This window comes from Pseudomonas sp. S2_F03, from assembly GCF_054668335.1.
The window spans coordinates 166,692-191,513 of sequence record NZ_CP162759.1; the positions used below are offsets into that span (position 1 = coordinate 166,692).

Consider the following 24,822-nt stretch of genomic DNA (forward strand, 5'->3'; position numbering starts at 1 on the left):
CCATGCCCGCTTCAGCCAGCGCCAACACCAGTGAAAGCACCACTCAAAGCCTGTCCTTGCTCGACCGCATCATCGCCGAAGGCCGCATGGCCCATGACGATAGCCAGCAGGACTATGCCCGCGACATGCTCGCGGAGTTCGCCACCCAGGTTCTCGACGAAGGCATGGCCATCGACAAGGACACCGTGGCGATGATCAACGACCGCATCAGCCAGATCGATGAATTGATCAGCGCGCAACTCAATGAAGTCTTGCACCACCCCGACTTACAGAAACTCGAAGCCTCCTGGCGCGGCTTGCATCTGTTGGTGCAAAACACCGAAACCAGCTCCAGGCTCAAATTGCGCTTGCTGAATGTGACTCAGAAAGAGCTGCAGAACGACCTGGAAAAAGCTGTCGAGTTTGACCAGAGCGCGCTGTTCAAGAAGATCTACGAAGAAGAATACGGCACCTTCGGTGGCCACCCATTCAGCCTGCTGGTGGGTGACTACACCTTTGGCCGTCACCCGCAGGACATCGGCCTGCTGGAGAAACTGTCGAACGTCGCCGCAGCGGCGCACGCCCCGTTCATTGCCGCCGCCAGCCCACGGCTGTTCGACATGAACAGCTTCACCGAACTGGCCGTGCCACGTGACCTGTCGAAAGTGTTCGAGAGCCAGGAACTGATCAAATGGCGCTCGTTCCGTGAAAGCGAAGATTCGCGCTACGTGTCGCTGGTGTTGCCGCATTTCCTGCTGCGCCTGCCGTACGGCCCGGACACCTCGCCGGTCGAAGGCATCAATTACGTTGAGGACGTCAACGGCAGCGACCACGGTAAATACTTGTGGGGCAACGCCGCCTGGGCCTTGTCGCAACGCATCACCGAAGCCTTCGCCAAGTACGGCTGGTGCGCGGCAATTCGCGGGGCCGAAGGCGGTGGCGCAGTCGAAGGTTTGCCAGCCCACACGTTCCGCACCACCTCCGGCGACTTGTCACTCAAGTGCCCGACTGAAGTGGCAATCACCGATCGCCGGGAAAAAGAGCTCAACGACCTCGGTTTCATCGCCTTGTGCCACAAAAAAAACAGCGACGTGGCGGTGTTTTTCGGCGGCCAGACCACCAACAAATCCAAGCTGTACAACACCAACGAGGCCAACGCCAACGCGCGGATTTCGGCGATGTTGCCTTACGTGCTCGCCGCCTCGCGTTTCGCGCACTACCTGAAGGTGATCATGCGCGACAAGGTCGGCAGCTTCATGACCCGTGACAACGTGCAGACCTACCTCAACAACTGGATCGCCGATTACGTGCTGATCAACGATAACGCGCCGCAAGAAATCAAGGCGCAGTACCCGTTGCGTGAAGCCCGTGTGGATGTGACTGAAGTCGCCGGCAAGCCGGGCGCCTACAAGGCCACGGTGTTCCTGCGGCCACACTTCCAGCTGGAAGAACTGACCGCCTCGATCCGCCTGGTCGCCACCCTGCCGCCACCGGTAGCCGCCTGACCACTGACCCGTGGCGAGGGGGCTTGCTTCCTCGCCACGGGGCTCAATCGGTGGCTCGACTGATCGGCATGGGCGTTCACCCCACTTAATTGCGATAACCTTCAGGAGTTTCATGCGATGGATGCAATCATTCTCGACCTCGGCGGCGACATCAAAGGCGACAGCCTGCTTGAGGGCTATAAGGACAAGATCGAAGTCATGTCCTACAGCCACAACGTGGCCATGCAGGTGACCAACGATGTCAGCAACTCGGAACGGACTTCCGGCAAGCCACACATAGGTGAGTTCACGTTGACGAAGTTCGTCGACAGCTCGACTCCGTCTCTGAACGAATATTGCTGCGCCGGCAAACCGATTCCGGAAGCAAAGGTCATCATCGGTCGCAACGCGGCTGAAGGCAGCGGCCAACTGATGCCGTTCATCATCTACACCCTGACCAACGTGGTGCTGTCCAACGTAAGCGTCAGCGGCGGTACGGGTGGCAAACCGGTGGAAACCCTGTCCCTGAACTTCACCAAGATCAAATGGGAGCTGACTGCGCAAAAGGACGACGGAACCAAGGAAGGCACGGCCGCCTCGACCTGGGACCTGGCCGCCAACAAGCTCGTCAAGTAAGCGCACGCGTCGGCCATGGCTGGCAGCCGCTTCCTCCCGCCGCTGTTCGAGCGACTCGCCTCAAGCGAGGTCGACACGCTGCGCGTGTTCGACCTTCAAGGCCTGCTCGACTCGGTCCGCACGGAACTGCTGCGCCTGTTCAACACCCGACGCGGTCCACACGCGCTCACCTCACCGCCGAGCATTCTCGACTACGGCATCGCTGACTGGACCGCCCTGCAACAGCAACGCAGCGATGACCGTCGTCAGTTGGCGCGGGACGTGCGCGAGGCCATTACTCATTTTGAACCGCGCCTGCGACTGGGCGAAGTTCAGGTCGAGCCAGTGCCCGGTCAACCGCAGCAACTGAGGATTCGGTTGGTCGGGGAGCTACGCAGTGGCCGTCAGCACTGGCCGGTGGCCTTTTTTATCGAGCGGGTCAGCGATGGCCTTGAGGTGCGTCATGAGCGACTCGATTGACCCGCAACTGCTCGACTATTACCAGAAGGAACTGACCTGGTTGCGCCATGCGGGAAGTATTTTCGCCGAACGTTACCCCAAGGTTGCCAGGCGCCTGGAGCTGTCTCCCGGGGAATGCCCCGACCCGCACGTCGAACGGCTGCTGGAGGGTTTTGCGCTTCTGGCGGCGCGCCTGCAACGGCGGCTGGATGACGACTACGCCGAATTCAGCGATGCGCTTCTGGAACAACTGTATCCATTGGCGATGCGCCCCCTGCCATCTTGCGCCATCGTGCAATTCGAACCGGACCCCAGCAAAGGCAATCTGGACGACGGTTACCCGTTGCCCCGCGATACGCCATTGTTCGTCACCACCAGCAAAGGCGAAAGCATCCATTTTCGCACCACTGCGGCGGTTCGTTTGTGGCCATTGGAAATCAATGAAGCATTGATGTTGGGCAGCGAAGAAGCCCAGGCCCTGACGGGCGTCGCTCAGGCTCGTTCGGCGCTGCGTCTGGGCCTGCGTTGCCTGGGCGACAGTCAATGGTCGACGCTGGGCATCGAACAATTGCGTATCCATCTGAGCGCCTCGCCGGTGATCAACGCTTGTCTCTATGACCTGCTCGGTGCTCATGCCGTGAAGGTGCTGGCCGGCCCCATCGGCAGCGTGCCGAAGGGGCTTGAGGGGCTGCCACACATCGTCGGTTTTGCCAGCGATGAAGTGTTGCTACCAGACGAGGATGGCGTGCACCCTGGCATGCGCTTGTTAGCCGAATACTTTGCCTTCCCGGACAAATTCAATTTCTTTGATTTGCCTCTGGCCGGTGTCACCAGCGATCACCAGGCCCTGTATGTGTACATCGTCTTTGACCGTGCGCCGAGCAATCGAATGCACCTTCAGGCCAGCGATTTTGCACTGGGCTGCACGCCGGTGATCAACCTGTTTCCGCGAACCTCAGAGCCACTGCGTCCGGACGGCACCCGCAGCGAATACCGCCTGGTGGCCGACAGTCATCGGGAAAACAGCGTCGAGATCCATAGCATCCGGGCGATGCGGGCCAGCACCCGCCAGGGCGTACAGCGAGTACCCGCCTATTACGGCAGCCAGCACAGCGGAAACGATAAACAGTGTTACTGGCACGCCCGGCGCGTTAGCGGCATGACCCCGAATCGCCTCGGCACTGACCTGTTGCTGAGCCTGGTGGATACCCGACTCGACCCGCTGACGGACGCCATCGAATACAGCCTCACCGCCGAACTACTCTGCACAAACCGACACTTGGCGCAGAGCCTTCCCGCCGGCACGCCGTTAGGCTTTGAGCGTCCGGGCCCGGTAGCCTGGGCGCGCCTGCGCAATCCTCCAAGCCCACAGAGTTTGCCGCGCCTGGACGGAGAATCGCGCTGGCGGCTGGTGTCGCAACTAAGCCTCAATCATTTGTCGCTGGTCGAAGGGCCACAGGCTCTGGATGCACTCAGGGAAATTCTGCAATTGCACAACCTGCGTGACGAGGCCAGCGCCTGGCGACAGATCGAAGGCTTGCTTGGCCTCGGTTGCGAACGGGTCATCGCCCATGTCGGCGAAGACGCCTGGCGCGGCTGGCGCAATGGACTTGAAGTGCGGTTACAGCTTGATCCGCAGCATTTCGTCGGCAGCAGCGCGGTGTTGTTTTCAGCGGTGCTGGCGCAATTCTTTTCGCTCTATGCCACCGCCAACCGCTTTGTGCGCACGGTACTGGTTCAATCAGACAAGGAGGTCAAAGCATGGCAACCCCAAGCCGGCATGCCGCTGTCCCTCTGAGCCTGAGCCAACGACTGCGTCAGGAACCCCAGGCGTTCGAATTGTTGCAGGCGTTGTTGCTGCTGGAACGCGAACACCCACAGGCCGAATCGCTGGGCAGCGGCACCGCCCCCGCAAGCGGAAGCACTGCGTTTGCGGGGGCCGTTGACGCCACTATTCTCGGCCAGTGAAATCGAAAGCCTCACCCAGGAACCCGGCCAGCAGCCGGTCCTGAGCACACCGGTATTTGGCCTTGGCGGCCCCGACGGCCCCCTGCCCTACGCCTATCAGGAATGGCTGCAGCAACGGGCACGGGCCAAGGATCATGCACCCGCCGAATTCCTTGACCTGTTCCAGCATCGACTGCTGAGCCTGCTGTACAAAGTGATGCGCAAACACCGGATCGCCGCAGGTTTCACCGCACCCGGAGTCTCCCCGGTGCAGGTGCAATTGCGGGCACTGACCGGACTGCTGCCCAAAGCGTTGCAGGAACGACAGGCCATCCCCGATTGCGCCGTGCTGGCGTGCACCGCCCTGTTTACTGATGGACGCCGCTCCCTTGCCGGATTTGCCGCGATCATACGTGAGCAGTTCGAACTACCCGTAGAACTCAGTGCCTTTCAAGGTGCCTGGCGCGAGATCCCGCCCGCCAGTCGCAGCCGCTTGCAACCGGGTGGGCGCAATCTGCAATTGGGCGTCAGCGCAGTGGCCGGCACTCGGGTCTGGGATGAACACGCAGGTTATCGCCTGACCCTCGGCCCGCTGACGTCTGCCCAGGCCGCGCGGTTTCTGCCCGATGGCGAATCTCATGCTGCGCTCGCCAGCCTCAGCGCCCTGTATTTCGGTCCGGATCTGGATTGCACGCTGGTGCTGCTGGTACGTGGCGCCGGCCCAATGAAACTTGGACGTCAAGCGCCTCCAGTGCTCAGTTGGAATGGCGGTCTGCAACGTCAGGCCAGCCTTGCCGTACAACGGATCACCATCGGCCTTCGTCAGCCGGAGATCACCTGAACATGGAACTGGCCAGCCTGATCGGACGCCTCAACCCGGACAACCGCCGCGCCCTCGAACGAGCCGCGCAACGCTGTCTGCAACGGGGCCATCACTACGTCGAAATTGAGCACTTGCTGCTGGAACTGCTGGACATCGAGGGCGGTGACTTCGCTTATCTGCTGCCGCGTTTCGGCCTCGAGCGCGATGCCTTGACGGCGGAAATCAACAAGGCGCTGGACCTGTTCAAATCCGGCAGCACACGCACCCCGGCATTGTCGTCGCACACCACCGGTCTGCTCGAAGATGCGGTAGTGCAAGCCAGCGTGCTAGGGCTGGACAGCATTCGCTCAGGCTTACTGCTACTGGCATTGATCGACCGCGACGAGCGCCGCAGCCTGCTGCTCAACAGTGCTTCCTCACTGTTGAAAATCCTCGCGAGGCACTGCGCAACAATCTGCTGGAATGGACCGAAAGCTCTCGGGAACACGTGGGGGCGGTACGTTCTCCAGGGGCTGGCAATCCGGGGCCAAAATACGATGGCGTACTGGACCAGTACACCCAGGACCTTACCGCCGACGCTCATGCCGGGCGAATAGACCCCATCGTCGGCCGCGATGGCGAGATCCGCCAATGCATCGACATCCTCCTGCGCCGCCGGCAGAACAACCCGATTCTGGTCGGTGCACCGGGCGTGGGCAAAACTGCGGTGGTCGAAGGCCTGGCCCTGCGCATTGCCGCCGGGGACGTGCCGCCGTCGTTGCAGGAAGTCAGTTTGCGGGTGCTTGACCTTGGTCTGTTGCAGGCCGGCGCCGGGGTCAAAGGTGAGTTCGAGCAACGCCTCAAAGGCGTGATCGACGCGGTGCGCAGCGCCGAGAAACCGATTATTTTGTTCATCGACGAAGCCCACACACTGATTGGCGCTGGCGGTGCCGAAGGCGGCAGCGACGCCGCCAACCTTCTCAAACCGGCGCTCGCCCGAGGCGAACTGCGCACCCTCGCCGCGACCACCTGGCTTGAGTATAAAAAATACTTCGAGAAGGACCCGGCCCTTGCCCGGCGTTTTCAACTGGTACAAGTCGAAGAACCGGACGAAACCACCGCCGTGGAAATGCTCCGTGGTGTCGCTGCCAAACTCGAACAACACCACGGTGTGCAGGTGCTGGACGCTGCGATTCACGAAGCGGTGAAACTGTCCCACCGCTACATCTCCGGACGCCAGTTACCGGACAAGGCAATCAGCGTGCTCGACACCGCGTGCGCCCGTGTAGCCCTCGGCCAGCACGACGTGCCACCGCCACTGGAAAGCCTGCGCCACCGCCAGAACAGCCTCAAAGATGAAGTCGAACGCCTGCGCCGCGAACAGGCGACCGGACTCGATCATCGCGAGCGCATCACCTTGCTGGAAAGCGAATCGACCGGCAATGTGCAGGCCATTCGCGAACTGGAAACCCGCTGGAACGAAGAGCGAGTCGCCGTGCGCGAGTTGCTGGAAACCCGCAGCGAGTTGCTCGCCTTGAGCGAGCGCGCTGACAGCGACAAACCGGACGAAGCCATCGACAGCCGTATCGATCACCTGGCTGCAGAACTGGTACGACTGGAAGCAGGACTCGATGCCATTCGCCAGGACGACCCGCTGGTGCCGGAACAGGTCGATACCAAAACCGTCGCCGCCGTCATCGCCGGCTGGACCGGCATCCCGGTCGGAAAAATGCTCGCTGACGAAGCCCACGCCGTACGCACCCTCGGCCAGCGCATGGGTTTGCGCGTCATGGGCCAGAGCATTGCGCTGGGCACCATCGCCCAGCGTCTGCAGGCCTACCGTGCCGGCCTTACCGACCCGCAAAAACCGGTCGGCGTGTTCCTGCTGGTCGGCCCCACCGGTGTCGGCAAAACCGAAACCGCTTACGCGCTAGCCGATGCGCTGTATGGCGGCGAACGTAACCTGATCAGCATCAACCTTTCGGAATACCAGGAAGCCCACACCGTCAGCCAACTCAAAGGTGCCCCGCCCGGCTATGTGGGTTATGGCAGCGGCGGCGTGCTCACCGAAGCGGTGCGGCGTAAACCTTATTCGGTGGTGCTGCTCGACGAAATTGAAAAGGCCCACCCGGATGTGCTCGAAGCCTTCTACAACGTCTTCGACAAAGGCGTCATGGAGGACGGCACCGGGTTGGTGGTGGACTTCAAAAACACCGTGATGCTCGCCACCAGTAACGTCGGTGCTGAATTGTTGCTCGACACACCCGTGGCGCAACTGGGCACCGACGCCTTCAACGAAGCGTTGCACAAAGTGCTGCTGCAAGCATTTCGCCCGGCGTTTCTGGCGCGGATGACGGTGGTGGCGTATCGGCCACTGGATGAGGCAACACTGGAAGGGATTGTGTTGGCGAAGCTGGAGAAACTGCGTGGCCGATACAAAGCCGCGACTGGAAAACAGTTCGAATTTGATGCCGGGATTGTCCAGGCAGTGTTGGCCAAGTGCAGTGCGGCGGGTGCGAGGGATGTTGAAAATGTGTTGATGACGCAGGTGACGGGGAAGTTGGCGGAGTGGGTGCTTGAGTAAATGATTATTCAGGTGCCGTCAGGCACCTCAAAGGAGTTTCAGGATCATGGCAGTTATCGTGTTGCACAATTCGGATGATCAAGGCGGCCGTGCTCCGGCGCTGTTTGCGGGTACCGGGGCCGTTCTGATCAATGTTCTGTTCGTTGGTAGCCGGATATCACCAGCCACACTCCATCACATACGCACCGTGACCATGACCTACCCTGGTCCCAACCTGGTGTTCTGGATGGGGCATGGAAATGCGGGAATAAAAGTTCCTCTGAGAGCTGGCCACCCCATGACGACTCCTCCCGCCCAATGCGTGCATTCACAAGATTTGATAGATGCTTTAAGCATGTTGAATCCCGAAAGAATCTACTTCATGACATGCAGGGCGCTGCGTTGGGTCGAACGTGAATATCAGCGGTTTTATGCCTCCATGTCCTTCCTCCCTCGTCGGGTCACAATATTCGCTGCCAGGGTCAATCTGCTGGGCGGAGCATTGAAGCCAACAATAACCGCCATCTTGTCAGGCGTGGCGAACCCGCCAGGAGCATTTGGCGTTGGCCACCTGTTTGAGTCACTCGACGTGTATGGCGAATCATTCATTGAGTGGCAACAACGCTCCAATCCCCAGACCAGTCCAGGTGGCTATAACGAGTCACCCATTTAATCAACCCGATCCAACCCGGATACGACTGCACTCGCCGCCGAGTGTCGCCAGTGAAAAACTCCGCGGCATGGACAGCAATTAATTCATGGAGGTCAAACGTATGCCTATGAAATTTGACGATGCCCAATTGAGAGTCGACGTTGACGAGGATATATCGGCGATAGGTCAAAGTTTTAGTCAGGCGTTGACCAACGGAATTGTATTCACCATCAAGTCCCCCAACGGCAAGATGATTCAATTCAAGTCCAGAACCATGAAATGGCTGGAAGGCCCTCAAGTAGATAACTATGTCACCGACATCGAAGGCTATTTCAAACCTGACGCACTCGACTGGGATGTTGACGTAGTACCGAGAGAAGCCAGCGACAAAAAAACCCCTACTACGACGAAGGAGGTGCCTGCTCAAGAACGGCCACCACAACCAAAATTGCCGACCAGCCCGGCGTTGCACACACTAAAAACTTCCTGTTTGAAGTAGGTAAAAACATTAACGAGATGGGAAGCCATGGCACCAAAGATAAATTCAGGGCCATCAGTATTATTTTTTTTAATAACCAGGTCACCCACAAGGTCGATTGGAGTCGAACGGGAAAAGGCGATGACAGTTATTACAAAGTAGCAGTGACCGCAATCCAGGAGTTCCCCGGCCACTTAAAAACCATCCTGATCTCAAAGGGATACGACGTCACAGGCCTCTAGATAATTAATATCGAAGACACTTTGCTGGCGGTGCCGGTTATCCAAGTAATTGATCACTGCTGAGGCGTTCAATGCCACGCACCACCGACAGCAACACCACTCTCTCCCTCACCGCCACCTCGCTGTCGGCGCTTTATCCTGAGTCGCTGTCAGGCAAAGAAGCGCTCAACTCGCTCGGCTCGCAAACCCTCAACGGCCTCAACGACGGTTCCGCCCTGCCCCTGGCTTCTGCGGTCGCCACACATGTCACCACCACCCTGCACAACGACGCACAAAGTCGCGCGTTCGACGCACTGGTCGCCGAAATTCGGCAACTCCCCGCCGACGCCACCGCGGAGCGTTATCAGCTTGTACTGCGGCCATGGCTCTGGTGGCTTACGCTGGCCAGCAACAACCGCGTGTTCCAGAACCTCAGCACCTCAGACATCGTCACCTCGATTTTCAAGGCTCACGGTTTCACCGACTTCGCGCTGAAACTCACCGGCAGTTACACCCCTCGCGAGTACTGCGTGCAGTACGGCGAAACGGATTTCGCCTTCGTTTCGCGGTTGCTGGAAGAAGAAGGGATCTTCTGGTTTTTCACCCACGAAGACGGCAAGCACACGCTGGTGCTGGGTGACAGCAACGACGCATTCCCGCCGATCCCCAACGGACCGAAGATCAACTACCTCGGCCAGCAAATGGGCGAGCGCGAACTGCACGGCATTCGCTCCGGCCAGGTGTGCATGCAAGCCGTAGCCGGCGTTTATCGTGCAACAGATTACGAGTTCACGACGCCGACCACGTCGCTCTACAGCCAGGCTGAAGCCATCGCGGGGCCGCGCTCGGTGTACGAGCATCCCGGTGGCTACAACGCCAAGGCTCGGGGCGATACGTTGACCAAGCAGCGAGTCGACGGGCTGCGCAGTCAGGAGAAACGTTTTGTCGGCGAGAGTGACTGTCGCTGGCTGGTGCCAGGGCACTGGTTCACCCTCGCCGGTCATGATGACTCGACGCTGAATATCGATTGGGTGGTGACGGCAGTCACTCATGAAGCCAGTCACGAAAACTACCAGAATCGCTTCGAAGCGATCCCCAAGGCCACACCGTTCCGCCCGCAACGCACGACACCCAAACCCCGCATGCACCCTCAGACCGCCCTCGTCGTCGGCAAGGCCGGTGAAGAAATCTGGACCGATCAATATGGCCGCATCAAGTTGCAATTCCCCTGGGATCGCGACGGCAAGAACGATGAAACCAGTTCGTGCTGGGTTCGGGTCGTGCTGCCCTGGAGTGGCAAGGGTTTCGGCATGCAGTTCGTCCCGCGTATCGGCCAGGAAGTGATCGTGACGTTTATCGATGGCGATCCGGATCGGCCGCTGGTGACCGGTTGCGTCTACAACGGTGACAACGCCCTACCCTATGCCTTGCCGGCGAATCAGACCCAGTCCGGGATCAAGACTCAATCATCCAAGGGCGGCGGCGGTTTCAACGAATTGCGCTTTGAGGACAAGAAAGACGCCGAAGAGGTGTTCTTGCAGGCGCAAAAGGATTTCAAGATCAATGTGCTCAATGACACCACCGCCACCGTCGGCCATGACGAAACCCTGACGGTGCAGAACGCTCGCACGCGCACGGTAAAGGACGGTGACGAAACCGTGACGTTGGAGAAAGGCAAACGCAGCGTGACGATCCAGACCGGCAGCGACACGCTCGACGTGAAGGACAGCCGCACGGTGAAGGTCGGCGCCGACCAGACTCACAGCACCGGCGGCAACTACGAGCACCAGGTCACGGGCAATTACAGCCTGACGGTCGACGGCAATCTGACCATCAAAGTGACCGGCACCCTGACCCTGGAAAGTGGCGGCACTTTTTCGATGAAGAGTGGCGCGGACTTGGCGGCTGAAGCCAGTACATCCGTCACGCACAAAGCCGGCACCGCCCTGACCAATCAGGCAGGGACGTCGCTGACCAACAAAGCCGGCACCACGCTGACCAACGATGCGGGGGTCAGTCTGATGAACAAGGGCGGGGCCGAGCAGACTGTGGACGGCGGTGGCATGCTGACCCTCAAGGGCGGGCTGGTGAAAGTCAACTGAGGAGACAGATGACGATGACATCCAGCAAAGTGAACTTGCAGCGTGGTGACAGCCACATGGACGGGCGCCTGATCGATGATCGACTGGAGGGCCCGCTGCACATCAAGGAAAACGGTCGGCCACAGGCTGATCTGAATTACAGCCAGGGTGAACTCCAAGGCCTCAGCGTGCTGTATCACCCCAACGGCAAGGTATCGGCGCAGTTGCCTTATGTTCAGGATAAATTGCAGGGCATTGCCAGTTTTTATGCGCCTGAAGGCTGGCTGCAGCGCAAGGCCAGCTACCGCCGGGGTTTGTTGCAGGGTGAGGCGACTAATTACTTCCCCGACGGGCAGATCGCCGAGTCAGAGTTTTACCGCGAAGGTGTACGCGAGGGGCGCTATCAGCGCTTTCATCCCAATGGTAAACCAGCGGTTGATGCGCGTTACCTCAATGGGCAACTGGTTGAACCGGAGCAGGGTTTTGCCAGTGACGGGCGACCGCTGGATGCCGAGGGCAAACCGATTTCGCGGGTGCGCTGGTGGTTTCGGCGTTGGACGGATCCGGAGCAGGCGTAGCTGACTCAGGGAATGAGCATCTGCATCTGCCCCGGCATGACGATTTTGATCACACCGGCCCAGTTGCACATCAAGGTGCTGTTGGCGTCGAGCGCCGGCATATTGCCCAGCAGGACGGTTGGCGCACCGCCGGGGATCCATGGGCTGGCGGTGGCCGGGATGCAGGGCATTGGCGTCAGCACCCCAAGTGCCGCCGCAGTGGCCGCCGCGACCATCGGGTTGGCCAGGCTCGTGCACATGCCAAACGGCATGACATTCACCAACGGGATGTGGTCCATGATGTTCGCCGCTGGCAGGCCAGCGGTCAGGGTGCGATTTACCGGCAACACATTGAGCACGGCAGGTGCCGCGCCGAAACTGCATTGCAGGGTTGCGGTGGCACAGACTTGCGGACAGCCCATTTCAACGCTCCTTCCTGGAAGCACCGTACCCCCTGAACCATAGCCCGCCGTCCCTGTTCCCGCACATCAGGAACGCTGATTATCCTGCAACACGCTAACCTATAAGACCGTGCCGCACTTGTGGCTCCCCCCGGCGCACCATTAGATTAGCCAATGATGTCTGGCCTCCAAAATAAGCAGAAGGGATAAGCATGGCGCTTACTGACCAGTCCACCCGTATCCGCTCTGGGCGAAGAACTCGATGCCAGCCTGATCGATCCATATCTCAAGGCGCACATTCCGGGCCTCAGTGGTTTGCCACAGATCAGCCAGTTTCCGGGCGGCGCGTCGAACCTCACTTACTTGCTGGAATACCCGGAACAGGAATTCGTCCTGCGCCGGCCGCCGTTTGGCCACAAAGCCAAATCCGCTCACGACATGGGCCGCGAATTTCGCATCCTCAATCAACTGCGCGATGGCTTCCCGTACTGCCCCAAGGCTTACGTGCACTGCACCGACGAATCGGTGATCGGCGCCGAGTTCTATGTGATGGAACGGGTCAACGGGATCATCCTGCGCTCCGAACTGCCGCCGGAACTGGGCCTGGATTCGGCGAAAACCGAAGCCTTGTGCAAAAGCTTCATCGACAAGTTCGTTGAACTGCACCGCGTTGACTACAACGCCTACGGCCTGGGTGACCTTGGCAAACCCGAAGGGTATGTCGCACGCCAAATCAAAGGCTGGAGCGACCGCTACGAGAAAGCCCTGACGCCAGATGCTCCACAGTGGGAAACGGTCAAAGCCTGGCTCAACGACAAGATGCCGGCCGATCACCCGACTTCAAGCATCGTCCACAACGACTATCGCTTCGACAACGTGATCCTCGACCCGCAAAACCCGATGCAAATCATCGGTGTGCTCGACTGGGAACTCACAACCCTGGGCGACCCGCTGATGGATCTGGGCAACACCCTCGCCTACTGGATTCAGGCTGACGACCCGGCACCGGTGCAACTGATGCGCCGCCAACCGAGTCACGCACCGGGCATGCTGACCCGCCGTGAATTCGTCGACTACTACGCTGAGCGCGCAGGCATTCAGATTGATAATTTCGACTTCTACTACACCTACGGCCTGTTCCGCCTGGCCGGCATCGTGCAGCAGATCTACTACCGTTTCTTCCATGGTCAGACCCAGGACAACGCTTCTCGCAGTTCATTCACATGAACAAACTGCTGGAGCAAATGAGCCTGCAAGTCATCCAGAAATCCAGCCTTTGATTACGCTCCTGGCCCAATAACAAGACTTTTCATAAGAGAATCCCATGTCCAAGACTCAGTTGTTCGACCTCGACGGCAAGATCGCTTTCGTCTCCGGCGCCAGCCGCGGTATCGGTGAAGCCATCGCCAAGCTCCTGGCCCAGCAAGGCGCCCACGTCATCGTCTCGAGCCGCAAGCTCGACGGTTGCCAGCACGTCGCCGACGCGATCATCGCCGCCGGCGGCAAAGCCACCGCCGTGGCTTGCCATATTGGTGAGATGGAACAGATCAGCCAGGTCTTCGCCGGCATCAAGGAACAGTTCGGCCGCCTCGACATTCTGGTCAACAATGCGGCAACCAACCCACAGTTCTGCAACGTCCTGGACACCGACCTCAGCGCCTTCCAGAAAACCGTCGACGTCAACATCCGCGGCTACTTCTTCATGTCGGTGGAAGCCGGCAAGCTGATGCGCGAAAACGGTGGCGGCAGCATCATCAACGTCGCCTCGATCAACGGCGTTTCGCCCGGCATCTTCCAGGGCATCTACTCGGTGACCAAGGCGGCCGTGATCAACATGACCAAAGTGTTCGCCAAGGAATGCGCGCAATTCGGCATCCGCTGCAATGCCCTGCTGCCAGGCCTGACCGACACCAAGTTCGCTTCGGCACTGGTCAAGAACGATGCGATCCTGAAAACCGCACTGGCACAAATTCCACTCAAGCGTGTGGCGGACCCAGGCGAGATGGCCGGTGCCGTGTTGTACCTGGCGAGCGATGCGTCGAGCTACACCACTGGGGTTTCGCTGAATGTGGACGGCGGGTTCCTGTCCTGATTCGATTCGTCAGCAACCTGTTAAGGGCTGGCACACCACCAACCCTGTGAGAGCCGAGCTTGCTCGCGATGACGGTGGATCAGTCAGCATCAATGCTGAATGTGACTTCCTCATCGCGAGCAAGCTCGCTCCCACAGGTTTTGTGTCTTGACTGACAATGGGCAGTTAACGCGGGTTATTGGGTAATGCAACGCGTGGTCGTGGTCATCCGCTTCACTTCCCCATCCGCTCTCGCATCACCCAACACTTCGGTCTTGTCGATGGTTTCGCAGTGGCGTTCTACCGGGGGTAGCGGAGGTGGTGGAGGTGGCGGACTGGAGCAACCACTGAGGATCGCTACGCAGAAAGCGAGCGACAGCGGCGAAAAAGCACGTTTTCCAAGACTGTTCATAGGCTGACCTGCGGTAAGTAATCGACGTTTTCCGCGACACGACAAAAACACCGCGAAGCCGCGGACCGGTCACAGAAAATTTTACCCCTCGCATTTCTTATAGTCCAGTCACCGGCCAATGCCAGTAATTAAGGCACTTAGCCTCATTTTCACCGCAAAAACGACAGTTTCTAAGCATTCTCGCCGGGTTGATGCAAACCATTGCTCTCCAACTCATAACGCAGCTCTTCAATCAATGACGCCACCGCTTGCGGCGAACTGAGGTTCGTGACCTTCAACCCGCTGACCACCAGATCGACCTGCCCCGACGCTGGGTGATACAGCTTGACCGTCACCGAGTTGTCGCCTGACACACTGCATTCGCAGGCTCGGGGAGAAAAGTGCCGCTCCAGTTGATCGCGCAATTGCGTCAGATAAATCATCAAGATTCACCTGCTGGCTGACGGGCACGTTTATCGACTGAAACGCTGTTGAAAGGGCGAAACATGGGACGGTTCCTTAAGCGGTTACGCAGTGGATGCGACAACGGCTGAAAATCCGTTTCGCACCCTGACAGCCTAAGAAAGAGAGGCATGCGCCAATACATGAATTTGCACTGTCTCCACTAGTGCATTTGCACTCTAGCGCTGGCCCTTGGGCCGCCACTCAATGGAAAACAAACCGCGCTGGCGTGCCCAGACAATCGCCTCGCTGCGACTGTGAACATTCAGCTTGGAATACACCGTCGCGACGTGATTGCGCACCGTGTTGGGTGCCAGCTTCAACCGTGCAGCGATTTCCTTGTCAGCCAGCCCTTCGCAGATCAGGCCAAGTACATCGCGCTCCCGGGCCGTCAGATCGGTGAAAGACGCGCCAGGGACCTGGGGTGAGTTGACGTTTTTCACGTTTGCCAGTTTTTCAATCAGCGTGCGGCTGAACCAGGAGGCGTCTTTCATCACCTCCTCGATCGCCGTGACCAGTTCGAGTTCCGTGCGTTTACGCTCAGTGATGTTCATCAATACCAGCAGGTAGCAAGGGCTGCCCTGAATGTTCACGGTGTCGGCCGAGACCGCGCAATCAATCAGCCCCGCATCTTTCTTGCGGATTTTCACGTCGACCCGGTCCAGACTCCCTGCGTTCTCAAGCGTCGAAAACAAGCGTGTGCCAATGCCCGAGTCGTCGAAGAACTCAAGTTGCTCCACGGTCTTGCCGAGCACTTCTTCGCGGGGATAGGCGAAGGTCACATAAAACGCTTCGTTGGCGTCGAGCACTCGCTGATCCTCGGCGCTGCACACCAACGTCGGCACGGGCGTCAGGCGAAAAGCCTTGGCGAAACGTTCTTCGCTCTGGCGCAAGGCAGTTTCGGCCTTGTGCCGAGGCTCCATGTCGACGAACGAAAACAGCATGCAGGCTTCTTCGTTCAACTCCAGCGGCTGCCCGGCGACGATCACCTGCTTGCTGCCGCCGTCAGGCAATCGCAACTGGGCCTGCATTTGCGGAATCGTGGCTTGGTCACGCAAACGCTCAATCGCCAGGTTTCGGTTTTCCGCGCCCTCCAGCACATCCAATTCATAGGCCGACGCGCCGATGACCTGATCGCGGGCAAAACCGGTCATATCCAAAAAGCCGCTGTTGACCTTGATGTAACGCAAATCGCTGAGGCGACAGATCACGGCCGGAGCCGGGTTGGCATTGAACGTTTTTTCGAAACGCCGCTCGGCGCCGGCCCACTCGGTGACGTCGTTGATGATCAACACCAGCGATTGCGGTTCACCGGCGCTGTCGGCCAGCACCATGCTGCGCACGTTGTGCACCCAAGTGCGTTCTTCATCGTCGGACGGCGTTACTTCCACCAGCACATCGCTGAAGGTTTCACCCCGGGCGACACGGTTGATCGGGTAGTTTTCCTTCGGCACCGGGTGATTGTTGCGATAGCGCAAGATGAAGCGTTTGGCGTACTCACGGGCATTGGCACCCAGTTCGCTGATCTGCCCGATACCGTGCATGGCCAGCGCAGCGTCATTGGCCCAGAGAAGGCTCTGGTCGAGTTCCAGCAGAATGACGCCATCGGTCAATCCGGCGATGATTTGCTGCAACTGGCGACGATTGGTCTCGGTACTCAGGACGTCCTGGCTCATCGGATCTCCACACGTTCAGCGGCGCTTTGTGAAGATTACGACCGCACAGGGCTGGGATCGTGCGAAGAACCTGTGTACGGCCATAGCTTCGGTCCAGGCCAGCGCGGCGCACTTTGCAGCACTGAAATCACAGACATGACGCCAGACGATCAAGCGGCGTGCGCTGTGTTTTCTCAGCGCACGTCAGGCGTTTCAGGCCGCCAATTCCCCCCTTGGCAATCGCCGCCGAGGCCGCCAGCATCGCCCGCAGCAACACCGCACACCCGGCCGCCAGATCGTCCGGCGCGGCGTTTTCGATTTCGTTGTGGCTGATGCCGCCTTCGCAAGGCACGAAGATCATGCCGGCCGGGCCCAGTTCGGCGAGGAAGATCGCGTCGTGCCCTGCCCCGCTGACGATGTCCATGTGCGACAAGCCCAACCCTTGCGCCGCGCCGCGTACCGCTTCGACGCAGCCCTTGTCGAAGTACAGCGGCGGGAAGTCGGCGGTCGGGGTGAGTTCGAAGGTCAGGCCGTGTGCCTTGCAAGTGCTTTCGATCACCTCGCGAACTTCGGCGATCATCGAGTCCAGGCGTGCCGGTTCCAGATGGCGGAAGTCGAGGGTCATGCGCACTTCGCCGGGGATGACGTTGCGTGAGCCGGGATAGGCTTGCAGGCAGCCGACGGTGCCGCAGGCGTGAGGTTGATGGCTGAGGGCGGCGCGGTTGAGTGCGCCGACGATCACCGCGGCGCCGACCAGGGCGTCCTTGCGCAAGTGCATCGGCGTCGGGCCGGCGTGGGCTTCGACGCCACGCAGTTTGAGGTCGAACCATTTCTGGCCGAGCGCGCCCATCACCACACCGATGGTTTTGTGTTCGTCTTCAAGGATCGGGCCTTGCTCGATGTGGGCTTCAAAATAGGCGCCCACCGCGTGGCCACTGACCTTGCGCGGGCCTGCGTAACCGATAGCGTTCAGCGCTTCGCCGACGGTGATGCCTTCGGCGTCGACTTTGGCCAGGGTTTCTTCGAGGGTGAATTTTTCGGCGAAGACGCCAGAACCCATCATGCAGGGCGCGAAGCGCGAACCTTCTTCGTTGGTCCAGACCACCACTTCCAGCGGCGCTTCGGTTTCAATCTTCAGGTCATTGAGGGTGCGCAGCACTTCGACGCCGGCCAGGACGCCGAAGCAGCCATCGAACTTGCCGCCGGTAGGCTGGGTGTCGATATGGCTGCCGGTCATGACCGGTGGCAGGTTCGGATTGCGCCCCGGACGGCGGGCGAAGATGTTACCCACGGCATCGATGCTGACGGTGCAGCCGGCGTCTTCACACCAGTTGACGAAGATGTCCCGGGCCTGACGGTCGAGGTCAGTCAGGGCCAGGCGACAGACGCCGCCCTTGACCGTGGCGCCGAGTTTGGCGAGCTCCATGAGTGAGGCCCACAAGCGGTCGCGGTTGATGTGCTGATGGGTGGATTGCAGAACGTCTACGGCAGCGTTCATGGTGATCTCCTCAGGCAGTTGTTATAGGTTTCTTCAGACGTTTCATTGGTGTCGGTGAGGCCGTCTCGCGGGCAAGCCCGCTCCCACATTTGGAATGCATTCCCCTGTGGGAGCGGGCTTGCCCGCGAAGAGGCCATCCGTCACACCGCAGATTTCGCTACGGACGGGTCAGGCCGCAACGAGCACAACCCGTAATAAATCAACCCGCCCAGCGCCGACCCGGTGAACCAGCCGTAGCTGTAAAACCAGCTGAACGCATCGCTGCCCAACGACAGCAGCGTCAACGCCACCGGCACACCGAAGGCGATAAACCCGAACCAGTTCCAGGCCGGATACACGTCATCGCGATAGAGCCCGGCCAGGTCCAGTTGCTGTTTCTTGATCAGGAAATAGTCCACCACCATGATCCCGGCGATCGGCCCGAGCAGGCTGGAATAACCGAGCAACCAGTTGGAGTAAACGGTTTCCAGGCTGAGGTCCGAGACGATCAAGCCGAGTTTTTTCAGCAGTTCATGGGCCATCAGCGCCAGCCCCACCAGGCCGGTCAGCAGCACCGCCGTGGTGCGATTGATCAGTTTGGGCGCGATGTTCTGGAAGTCATTGGTGGGCGAAACGATGTTGGCGGCGGTGTTGGTGGACAGCGTGGCGATGATGATCAGCGCCATGGCAATCGCCACCCAGAACGGGCTCTGGATATGGCCGATCAACGTGACCGGGTCGGAAACCGTCACACCGACCAGTTTCACCGACGCCGCGGTCATGACCACGCCGAGGGAGGCGAACAGGAACATGGTCAGCGGCAGGCCGATGATCTGCCCGACAATCTGGTCCTTCTGGCTTTTCGCATAGCGGCTGAAGTCAGGAATGTTCAGCGACAGCGTGGCCCAGAATCCGACCATGGCGGTCAGCCCGGCGGCGAAGTAACTGGCCACGCCAGCGCCTTCAGGACGCTTGGCCGGAATCGCCAGCAATTCGGTCATTGAGACATTCGGCATCGCCCACACCAGCAACCCCACGCCCACCGCGACCAGCAGCGGCGCAGACAGTGTTTCCAGCCACTTGATCGACTCGGCGCCACGGATCACCACCCACAGGTTCAACGCCCAGAACACCATGAAGCCGATGACCTCGCCGGTGCCACCCAACGACTTCCAGCCCTCGAACACCGAACCGAGGAACAGGTGAATCGCCAGGCCGCCGAACATCGTCTGGATACCAAACCAGCCGCACGCCACCACGGCACGGATCAGACAGGGAATGTTGGAACCGAGGACGCCAAAGGACGAACGCAGCAGCACCGGAAACGGAATGCCGTACTTGGTGCCGGCAAAGGCGTTCAGGGTCAGGGGAATCAACACGATGATGTTGGCAAACAGAATCGCCAACAGCGCTTCACCGACGCTCAGGCCGAAGTAGGCAGTCAGCACACCGCCAAGGGTGTAAGTGGGCACACAAATCGCCATGCCGACCCACAACGCGGTGATGTGCCATTTGTTCCAGGTTCGTTCGGCCACCTTGGTCGGGGCGATGTCGTGGTTATAACGGAGACTGTCGAGGACGTCACTGCCGGCTTCGAGCTCGTACAAGCCGTCGCGCTCGGTCACTTGCGATCTGATCTGTTGCATGGCCGCTCCACTGTTCTTTGAATTATTTTTTTGCTCATCAAGGGCGGATGGCATCAATAAGCATGCCGAACGTCCCCGATTGCGCATCGGGCAGTTCCATAAAACCTTGCAACCAACTGATATTTATCAGTTTTATTTATATACCCGTTGAATCCTCGGTGACTTGCCAGTTCACTCAGGCCGAATGCCAGGCAAGTTGTCCGAAGCGTCAGGCCTCAAACGGGTGCACCGCTTTTTTTCAACCGAGGCGCATCAATCATAGACCCTGTTCAAACAGTTGATTTCACATAGAAAATCTTGACCATTTTCCCATCCTGTCAAGTGCGTCAAATTGGTGAGCAGCCTCACCATTTTGGTGATTTGCACATTTAATCTTTATTAATCAATGACTTGAAATAGCTATAAGCTTATAAAAAATATTCTTGCTGAATTCATAAACTCAGACTAGCTTCAATTCTTGACAGCGTTGACAGGAATACACCTGTTGACGCTGATTTATATAAAACAGTTAGAACCGGCCCAAGCCGGTCATTGCCTGCGAGGAACTCGGAATGTCTCTGTTGATCCGTGGCGCCACCGTTATTACCCATGATGAAAGTTATCGCGCCGACGTCTATTGCGCCGACGGCGTGATTAAAGCCATCGGCGACAATCTTGACGTTCCGGCGGGTGCCGAAGTGCTCGACGGCAGCGGCCAGTACTTGATGCCCGGCGGCATCGATCCGCACACGCACATGCAACTGCCCTTCATGGGTACCGTGGCCAGTGAAGACTTTTTCAGCGGCACGGCGGCAGGACTGGCCGGTGGCACCACGTCGATCATTGACTTCGTGATTCCCAATCCGCAGCAATCGCTGATGGAGGCGTTTCACCAGTGGCGCGGCTGGGCTGAAAAGTCAGCGTCGGATTACGGTTTCCATGTGGCGATCACCTGGTGGAGCGAACAGGTGCGCGAGGACATGGCTGAGCTGGTTAACCATCATGGCGTCAACAGCTTCAAGCATTTCATGGCGTACAAGAATGCGATCATGGCCGCCGACGATACGCTGGTGGCGAGTTTCGAACGTTGCCTGGAACTCGGCGCGGTGCCCACCGTGCATGCCGAAAACGGCGAGCTGGTTTATCACCTGCAACGCAAGTTGATGGCCCAGGGCATCACCGGCCCTGAAGCGCACCCCCTGTCACGGCCTTCGCAGGTTGAAGGTGAAGCGGCCAGCCGGGCGATCCGTATCGCCGAGACCCTGGGCACGCCGCTGTACCTGGTGCATGTCTCGACCAAAGAAGCCCTCGACGAAATCACCTACGCCCGCAGCAAAGGCCAGCCAGTCTACGGCGAAGTGCTCGCCGGGCATCTGTTGCTGGACGACAGCGTCTATCAACACCCGGATTGGCAAACCGCCGCCGGTTACGTGATGAGTCCCCCTTCCGTCCTCGCGGTCATCAAGAGGCTTTGTGGCACGGCCTGCAATCGGGCAACCTGCACACCACCGCGACCGACCACTGCTGCTTCTGCGCCGAGCAAAAAGCCGCCGGGCGCGACGATTTCAGCAAAATCCCCAACGGCACCGCCGGCATCGAAGACCGCATGGCCGTGCTCTGGGATGAAGGGGTGAACACCGGACGTCTGTCGATGCAGCATTTCGTCGCGCTGACCTCCACCAATACCGCGAAGATCTTCAACCTCTACCCACGCAAAGGCGCGATTCGGGTCGGCGCGGATGCGGACCTGGTGCTGTGGGACCCGCAAGGTACGCGGACGATTTCAGCCAAGACGCACCACCAGCAGGTCGACTTCAACATCTTCGAAGGCAAGACCGTGCGCGGTGTGCCGAGCCACACCGTCAGCCAGGGCCGTGTGGTCTGGGCCGATGGCGATTTGCGCGCCGAGCGCGGTGCGGGGCGGTATGTCGAACGGCCGGCGTATCCGGCGGTGTTTGAATTGCTGAGCAAGCGGGCTGAGTTGAATAAGCCAGCTGCTGTGAAACGCTGAGAGCGGCCTTCGGCCTATCGCGGGCAAGCCCGACTCCTACAAGGGAACGCATTTCAACTGTGGGAGCGGGCTTGCCCGCGATGGCGTCAGCCCTGACAACACAAAAACAATGCCCACCAGAGGCAGCACCTCCATCACCGTGAGGCCAATACCGTGATCAAGACCCTGAACCACCTCCCGCATCCCTATGAGAATGCGGCCGCCCTCGCCGGTCATTTCACCGACCTGGCGCCGCCACTCAACGATCGCCAGGCGCATCTGGAAGCCTCGCGTTGCCTGTATTGCTACGACGCGCCGTGCGTGAACGCCTGCCCGAGCGAAATCGATATTCCGTCGTTCATCCGCAACATCCATCAGGAAAACGTTCAGGGCGCGGCGCAAAAAATCCTCTCGGCGAACATCCTCGGTGGCAGTTGCGCCCGGGTATGCCCCACCGAAATCCTCTGTCAGCAAGCCTGCGTGCGCAACAACGACCATGAATGCGCTCCAGTGCTGATCGGCCTGCTGCAACGCTACGCGGTCGACAACGCGCACTTCAGCGAACATCCCTTCCAGCGCGCTGCCGCCACCGGCAAACGCATTGCCGTGGTCGGTGCCGGCCCGGCCGGTTTGTCCTGCGCCCACCGCAGCGCGATGCATGGCCATGACGTGGTGATCTTCGAAGCCCGGGAAAAGGCCGGTGGCCTCAACGAGTACGGAATCGCCAAGTACAAACTGGTGGACGATTATGCACAGAAGGAGCTGGATTTTCTGTTGCAGATCGGCGGAATCGAGATTCGCCACGGGCAAAAACTCGGCGATAACCTGACCTTGAGCGAACTGCATCAGCAATTCGATGCAGTGTTTCTCGGCCTTGGCCTGAACGCCAGCAAACAACTTGGCCTGCCCCACGAAGAGGCGCCCGGTCTGCTCGCTGCCACCGATTACATTCGTGAACTGCGCCAGGCCGATGACCTGACTCAACTGCCGCTGGCGGATCATTGCATCGTCCTCGGCGCCGGCAACACCGCCATCGACATGGCCGTGCAAATGGCGCGTCTGGGCGCTCACGATGTGAACCTGGTGTACCGCCGTGGCGTTGAAGACATGGGCGCTACCGGTCACGAACAGGACATCGCCAAAGCCAATCAGGTGCGCTTGCTGACGTGGGCCCAACCGGAAGAAGTGTTGCTCGATGATCAAGGCAACGTGCGCGGCATGCGCTTCGCCCGCACCCATTTGGTAGACGGTCGCCTGCACACCACCGGACAAACCTTCGAACTGGCCGCCGACGCCATCTTCAAAGCCATCGGCCAGGCCTTTGACGGCAGCGCCCTGGCCGACCCGCTGGCCCGCGAACTCAAGCGTCAGGGTGAGCGCATCGAAGTGGACGAACACCTGCGCACCAGCATCCCCAGCGTGTATGCCGGTGGCGACTGCACCAGCCTCGATCAGGACCTCACCGTGCAAGCCGTGCAGCACGGCAAGCGTGCCGCCGAGGCGATCAACGCTCAACTCAAGCTCAATGTGGAGGCTGCGTAAATGGCCGATCTCTCGATTGTCTTTGCCGGCATCAAAGCCCCCAATCCGTTCTGGCTGGCCTCCGCGCCACCCACCGACAAGGCCTACAACGTGGTCCGCGCCTTCGAAGCTGGCTGGGGTGGCGTGGTCTGGAAGACCCTGGGTGAAGACCCGGCGGCGGTCAACGTATCGTCGCGCTATTCGGCGCACTTCGGCGCCAACCGTGAGGTGGTGGGTTTCAACAACATTGAGTTGATCACCGACCGTTCGCTGGAGATCAACCTGCGGGAAATCACCCAAGTCAAAAAGGACTGGCCCGACCGCGCGCTGATCGTGTCGCTGATGGTGCCCTGTGTCGAAGAGTCCTGGAAACACATTCTGCCGCTGGTGGAGGCCACCGGCGCCGATGGCATCGAACTGAATTTCGGTTGCCCCCACGGTATGCCGGAACGTGGCATGGGTGCGGCGGTCGGCCAGGTGCCGGAGTACGTCGAACAGGTCACTCGCTGGTGCAAGACGTATTGCTCACTGCCGGTGATCGTCAAGCTCACGCCAAACATTACCGACATCCGCGTCGCCGCCCGCGCGGCCCATCGCGGTGGCGCCGATGCGGTGTCGCTGATCAATACGATCAACTCGATTACCAGTGTCAATCTGGAGCGCATGGTCGCCAACCCGATCGTGGGCAGCCAGAGCACTCATGGCGGTTACTGCGGCTCGGCGGTGAAGCCGATTGCGCTGAACATGGTCGCCGAAATCGCCCGCGATCCGCAGACTCAAGGCCTGCCGATCTCCGGCATTGGCGGCATTGGCAGTTGGCGCGACGCGGCGGAATTCATTGCGCTGGGCAGTGGCTCGGTGCAGGTGTGCACGGCGGCGATGCTGCACGGTTTCCGGATTGTCGAGGAGATGAAGGACGGCTTGTCACGCTGGATGGACAGTCAGGGTTACACCAGTGTTTCGCAATTTACGGGGCGTGCGGTGGGCAATACCACGGACTGGAAGTACCTCGATATCAATTATCAGGTGATCGCGAAAATCGATCAGGAGGCGTGTATCGGTTGCGGGCGCTGCCACATCGCGTGCGAGGACACGTCGCATCAGGCGATCGCCAGCCTGAAGCAGGCAGACGGGACGCATCAATATGCCGTGATCGATGAGGAGTGTGTGGGCTGCAATTTGTGCCAGATCACCTGCCCGGTACAGGACTGCATCGAGATGGTGGCGATGGACACGGGCAAGCCGTTTCTGGATTGGAATCATGATCCGAGGAATCCGTACCATGTCTCACCTTGAAGCAGGCGGTGGTTGAACTGACGCCATCGCGGGCAAGCCCGGCTCCCACAGGATCAGTGGTGTTCACAAATATTGTGTTCGACACCGCCCCTGTG

General features: G+C 59.6%; 15 protein-coding genes and 6 pseudogenes. 15 read left to right on the plus strand and 6 right to left on the minus strand.

The features are described 5' to 3' along the window. The first annotated feature begins 2 nt into the window (after positions 1 to 2). From tssC to AB4N76_RS00815, 10 genes and pseudogenes are all read left to right on the plus strand, one after another. Positions 3 to 1,484: a type VI secretion system contractile sheath large subunit gene (tssC, locus tag AB4N76_RS00770; protein ID WP_046031391.1), complete on the plus strand. Its 1,482-nt coding sequence runs from the start codon at positions 3 to 5 to the stop codon at positions 1,482 to 1,484. Between the two features lie 117 nt (positions 1,485 to 1,601). Continuing rightward, on the plus strand, positions 1,602 to 2,099 hold the full coding sequence (locus AB4N76_RS00775; protein WP_046031392.1) for an Hcp family type VI secretion system effector: 498 nt from the start codon (positions 1,602 to 1,604) through the stop codon (positions 2,097 to 2,099). 15 nt (positions 2,100 to 2,114) lie between these two features. Beyond that, positions 2,115 to 2,558 carry a type VI secretion system baseplate subunit TssE gene (gene tssE, locus AB4N76_RS00780; protein ID WP_109786124.1) on the plus strand — a complete coding sequence of 148 codons (444 nt, stop codon included), beginning with the start codon at positions 2,115 to 2,117 and terminating at the stop codon, positions 2,556 to 2,558. Next, a complete protein-coding gene (tssF, locus tag AB4N76_RS00785) occupies positions 2,542 to 4,335 on the plus strand; it encodes a type VI secretion system baseplate subunit TssF (RefSeq protein WP_258665993.1) in 1,794 nt (597 codons plus the stop codon). The genes tssE and tssF overlap by 17 nt, the downstream gene beginning before the upstream one ends. Then, positions 4,299 to 5,325 (plus strand): annotated as a pseudogene (gene tssG / locus AB4N76_RS00790) (type VI secretion system baseplate subunit TssG). Before tssF ends, tssG begins: the two are co-directional and overlap by 37 nt. A gap of 2 nt (positions 5,326 to 5,327) precedes the next feature. Next, positions 5,328 to 7,870: pseudogene (gene tssH / locus AB4N76_RS00795) on the plus strand (type VI secretion system ATPase TssH). 46 nt (positions 7,871 to 7,916) lie between these two features. After that, positions 7,917 to 8,522, plus strand: a complete 606-nt coding sequence (locus AB4N76_RS00800; protein ID WP_046031397.1) for a hypothetical protein — start codon at positions 7,917 to 7,919, stop codon at positions 8,520 to 8,522. A gap of 100 nt (positions 8,523 to 8,622) precedes the next feature. Next, positions 8,623 to 9,000 carry a hypothetical protein gene (locus tag AB4N76_RS00805; protein ID WP_460163982.1) on the plus strand — a complete coding sequence of 126 codons (378 nt, stop codon included), beginning with the start codon at positions 8,623 to 8,625 and terminating at the stop codon, positions 8,998 to 9,000. A 292-nt stretch (positions 9,001 to 9,292) separates the two neighbouring features. Further along, positions 9,293 to 11,302 (plus strand): type VI secretion system Vgr family protein, encoded by a 2,010-nt coding sequence (locus tag AB4N76_RS00810; protein WP_460163983.1) that lies wholly within the window; start codon positions 9,293 to 9,295, stop codon positions 11,300 to 11,302. A gap of 14 nt (positions 11,303 to 11,316) precedes the next feature. Beyond that, positions 11,317 to 11,859 (plus strand): toxin-antitoxin system YwqK family antitoxin, encoded by a 543-nt coding sequence (locus AB4N76_RS00815; protein ID WP_077432221.1) that lies wholly within the window; start codon positions 11,317 to 11,319, stop codon positions 11,857 to 11,859. Positions 11,860 to 11,864: 5 nt separating this feature from the next. On the opposite strand, the gene AB4N76_RS00820 is transcribed toward AB4N76_RS00815, so the two are convergent. Then, positions 11,865 to 12,260: a DUF4280 domain-containing protein gene (locus AB4N76_RS00820; protein ID WP_046031400.1), complete on the minus strand. Its 396-nt coding sequence runs from the start codon at positions 12,258 to 12,260 to the stop codon at positions 11,865 to 11,867. Positions 12,261 to 12,451: 191 nt separating this feature from the next. On the opposite strand from AB4N76_RS00820, the pseudogene AB4N76_RS00825 reads away from it, so the two are divergent. Together AB4N76_RS00825 and AB4N76_RS00830 are read left to right on the plus strand one after the other, a co-directional pair. Continuing rightward, a pseudogene (locus tag AB4N76_RS00825) lies at positions 12,452 to 13,519 on the plus strand (phosphotransferase family protein). A gap of 44 nt (positions 13,520 to 13,563) precedes the next feature. Further along, positions 13,564 to 14,331, plus strand: coding sequence for an SDR family oxidoreductase (locus AB4N76_RS00830; RefSeq protein WP_460163984.1), 768 nt, complete (start codon positions 13,564 to 13,566; stop codon positions 14,329 to 14,331). A 561-nt stretch (positions 14,332 to 14,892) separates the two neighbouring features. On the opposite strand, the gene AB4N76_RS00835 is transcribed toward AB4N76_RS00830, so the two are convergent. The 5 genes and pseudogenes from AB4N76_RS00835 to AB4N76_RS00855 all read right to left on the minus strand — a co-directional run bounded on the left by AB4N76_RS00835 (position 14,893) and on the right by AB4N76_RS00855 (position 19,941). Further along, positions 14,893 to 15,144 carry a DUF1652 domain-containing protein gene (locus AB4N76_RS00835; RefSeq protein WP_046031403.1) on the minus strand — a complete coding sequence of 84 codons (252 nt, stop codon included), beginning with the start codon at positions 15,142 to 15,144 and terminating at the stop codon, positions 14,893 to 14,895. A gap of 198 nt (positions 15,145 to 15,342) precedes the next feature. Then, complete coding sequence (locus tag AB4N76_RS00840; protein ID WP_046031404.1) at positions 15,343 to 16,839, minus strand: helix-turn-helix transcriptional regulator; 1,497 nt, start codon at positions 16,837 to 16,839, stop codon at positions 15,343 to 15,345. Between the two features lie 75 nt (positions 16,840 to 16,914). Beyond that, positions 16,915 to 16,995 (minus strand): annotated as a pseudogene (locus AB4N76_RS00845) (carboxymuconolactone decarboxylase family protein); the annotation flags it as partial. Between the two features lie 52 nt (positions 16,996 to 17,047). Next, positions 17,048 to 18,316, minus strand: a pseudogene (locus tag AB4N76_RS00850) (Zn-dependent hydrolase); the annotation flags it as partial. A 140-nt stretch (positions 18,317 to 18,456) separates the two neighbouring features. Continuing rightward, positions 18,457 to 19,941 (minus strand): NCS1 family nucleobase:cation symporter-1, encoded by a 1,485-nt coding sequence (locus AB4N76_RS00855; RefSeq protein WP_460163985.1) that lies wholly within the window; start codon positions 19,939 to 19,941, stop codon positions 18,457 to 18,459. Positions 19,942 to 20,492: 551 nt separating this feature from the next. On the opposite strand from AB4N76_RS00855, the pseudogene hydA reads away from it, so the two are divergent. The 3 genes and pseudogenes from hydA to preA all read left to right on the plus strand — a co-directional run bounded on the left by hydA (position 20,493) and on the right by preA (position 24,727). Further along, positions 20,493 to 21,931 (plus strand): annotated as a pseudogene (gene hydA / locus AB4N76_RS00860) (dihydropyrimidinase). 153 nt (positions 21,932 to 22,084) lie between these two features. Continuing rightward, a complete protein-coding gene (locus AB4N76_RS00865; protein ID WP_046031408.1) occupies positions 22,085 to 23,452 on the plus strand; it encodes an NAD(P)-dependent oxidoreductase in 1,368 nt (455 codons plus the stop codon). Then, on the plus strand, positions 23,453 to 24,727 hold the full coding sequence (gene preA / locus AB4N76_RS00870; RefSeq protein WP_077432028.1) for an NAD-dependent dihydropyrimidine dehydrogenase subunit PreA: 1,275 nt from the start codon (positions 23,453 to 23,455) through the stop codon (positions 24,725 to 24,727). Positions 24,728 to 24,822: the final 95 nt, after the last annotated feature.